General features: G+C 72.7%; 2 protein-coding genes. Both read right to left on the bottom strand.

Going from position 1 to position 2,311, the window contains the following annotated elements; translation table 11 throughout:
- Nucleotides 1-60 precede the first annotated feature (60 nt).
- Complete coding sequence (locus D7W79_RS45570; RefSeq protein ID WP_244222266.1) at nt 61-429, bottom strand: hypothetical protein; 369 nt, start codon at nt 427-429, stop codon at nt 61-63.
- Between the two features lie 133 nt (nt 430-562).
- The gene (locus D7W79_RS41335) at nt 563-2,215 is read right to left on the bottom strand and encodes a formate--tetrahydrofolate ligase (protein ID WP_120530667.1); all 1,653 of its coding nucleotides are present in this window, start codon (nt 2,213-2,215) and stop codon (nt 563-565) included.
- Nucleotides 2,216-2,311: the final 96 nt, after the last annotated feature.

The following is a 2,311-nucleotide window of genomic DNA, read 5'->3' as shown; positions in this document are numbered from 1 at the left end:
CCGCAAGGCCGTGCGGCCACGGGCCCCTGCCCCCCGCGTGCGCCGCAAGTAGCACGCGCCTCAGCCGGCCCACACGCTCCGGGGACGGCGGCGCTGGTACTCGTCCCGGAGGGCGCGGACCTTCGCGTAGTCGGACTCCGAAATCACGGTGCGGAACGCCTTCGTCTTGCCGGTCAGGAGGATGAGGCTCGGGCCTCCCAGGCCCAGTGCTTCTCCCTCCCGCTCCAGGAGGCAGAAGAGCCGGTAGTGACGCCGGCCCCTTCCATCCACCCGGACCTCATGGAGGCCCGCCATGGCGCCGTGCATGGCTTCCCACTTTCCTCCGCCGCTGAAGGCGGGCGGCGGTGCGTCCGCCACGGCCTTCACGACGGCGAGCAGCTTCGCGCTGACCGCGTCCGGACAGGCGTCCAGGAAGTCGCGGGCAGGCACGGTGCGCGCCGGATCGTCCTCCGGATGGCGCTGGAAGAAGTGGATGCGCCAGGGCTGGGCGTGCTTCGAGTGGGGCAGGGTCGTGTGCTCCCGTCGAGTGAACGGCGGGAGACGCTAGGCCCTACCCCTGACGTCACTCGCCCTGCATCAGGCCCGTGATGCTGCCGTCCGGGTGGACGGTGACGCGGCGGGCGGCGGGTTCGCGTGGCAGGCCCGGCATGGTGAGCAGCTCTCCGGTGAGCGCCACCAGGAAGCCCGCTCCCGCGGACAGGCGCACCTCGCGCACCGTCAGCGTGAAGCCCCGGGGCCGGCCCGTCTTCGTCGGGTCGTCCGACAAGGACAGGTGCGTCTTCGCCATGCACACCGGCAGCCCCGCGCCTCCCAGCGCCCGCGCCGTCTCCAGGTCCTTGCGCGCCCCCGGCGTGAAGGCCACGTCGTCCGCGCCGTACACCGTGCGCGCGATGGCGCGGATCTTCTCCTCCGGCGTCTGGTCCAACTCGTAGAGGAAGCGCGGCTTCGGCGGCGCCGCGTCCGTCGCGTCCAGCATCGCCAGCACCGTGTCCGCCAGCTCCAGCGAACCCTCGCCGCCCTTGCCGAAGCCCTCGCACACCGCGATGCCCACGTTCCGCGCCTTCGCGAACGCGCGCAGCTCGTCCAGCTCGCCTTCCGTGTCCTGCGGGAAGCGGTTCACGCACAGCACCGCCGGCAGGCCGAACGCCGTCACCGACTCCAGGTGCTTCTCCAGGTGGCTGAAGCCCTTGAGCAGCGCCTCGCGGTCCGGCTCCGCCACCTTGTCCGCCGCCGCGCCGCCGTGGTGCTTGAGCGCCCGCAGCGTCACCACCAGCATCACGCCCCGGGGCCACACGCCCGCGCTCCGGCACTTGATGTCCAGGAACTTCTCCGCGCCCAGGTCGAAGCCGAAGCCCGCTTCCGTCACCACCTCGTCCGCGTACGCGAGCGCCAGCCGCGTGCCCACCACCGACGAACACCCGTGCGCGATGTTGCCGAACGGCCCCGCGTGCACGATGGCCGGCCCGCCCTCGCGCGTCTGGGCCAGGTTCGGCATCAGCGCGTCCTTGAGCAGCGCCACCATGGACGCCGCCGCGTTCACGTCGTTCGCGCGCACCGGCGAGCCATCCGCCGCCTGCGCTACGACGATGCGCCCCAGCCGCGCCTCCAGGTCCTTCAGGTTCTCCGACAGCGCCAGGATGGCCATGACCTCGCTGGCGGCGGTGATGTCGAAGGACGTCTCGCGCGGCACGCCGTGCGCCTTGCCGCCCAGCCCCACGATGACGTTGCGCAGGAACCGGTCGTTCATGTCCATGGCACGCCGCCAGCGCACCCGCGTGCCCTCCAGCGCCACCGGGTGGCCGTAGTACACGGCGTTGTCCACCAGCGCGGACAGCAGGTTGTGCGCGCTGGTGATGGCGTGCAGGTCGCCGGTGAAGTGCAGGTTGATGTCCGCCGCCGGCTCCAGGCTCGCCTGCCCGCCACCGGTGCCGCCGCCCTTCACGCCGAAGACGGGCCCCAGGGACGGCTCGCGCAGCGCCGCCACCGCCTTGCGGCCCCGCTTGCGCAGCCCCATGGCCAGCGCCACGGACATGGTCGTCTTGCCCTCGCCCGGGGGCGTGGGGTTGATGGCCGACACGAGCACCATGCGGCCCTGGCGCGAGCTCCGGCCCAGGGCGTCCAGGGACACCTTGGCGCGGTCGCGGCCCCAGGGGAGGACGTCTTCCGGCGCGAGACCCAGCTCGGCGCCGACTTCAGCGATGGGACGGAGCGTCATGGTGAGGGACTCTCCGCGCCACGCCGGACGAGGTCAACGCTCGCGTCATGGGGGGCAGGCAGGCGCGCGTCACGGGACGTTTCCCTGGGAGGAGGG

The sequence above is a fragment of the Corallococcus exercitus genome (assembly GCF_003611585.1).
Classification (GTDB): Bacteria; Myxococcota; Myxococcia; order Myxococcales; family Myxococcaceae; genus Corallococcus; species Corallococcus exercitus.
Note: the sequence above shows the minus strand (reverse complement) of the source record. Positions and strands in the feature narration are given on the sequence as shown.

Coding starts and splice junctions, on each gene's coding strand:
- D7W79_RS41335 (WP_120530667.1), bottom strand. CDS start 2,215: ATGACGCTCCGTCCCATCGCTGAAGTCGGCGCCGAGCTGGGTCTCGCG.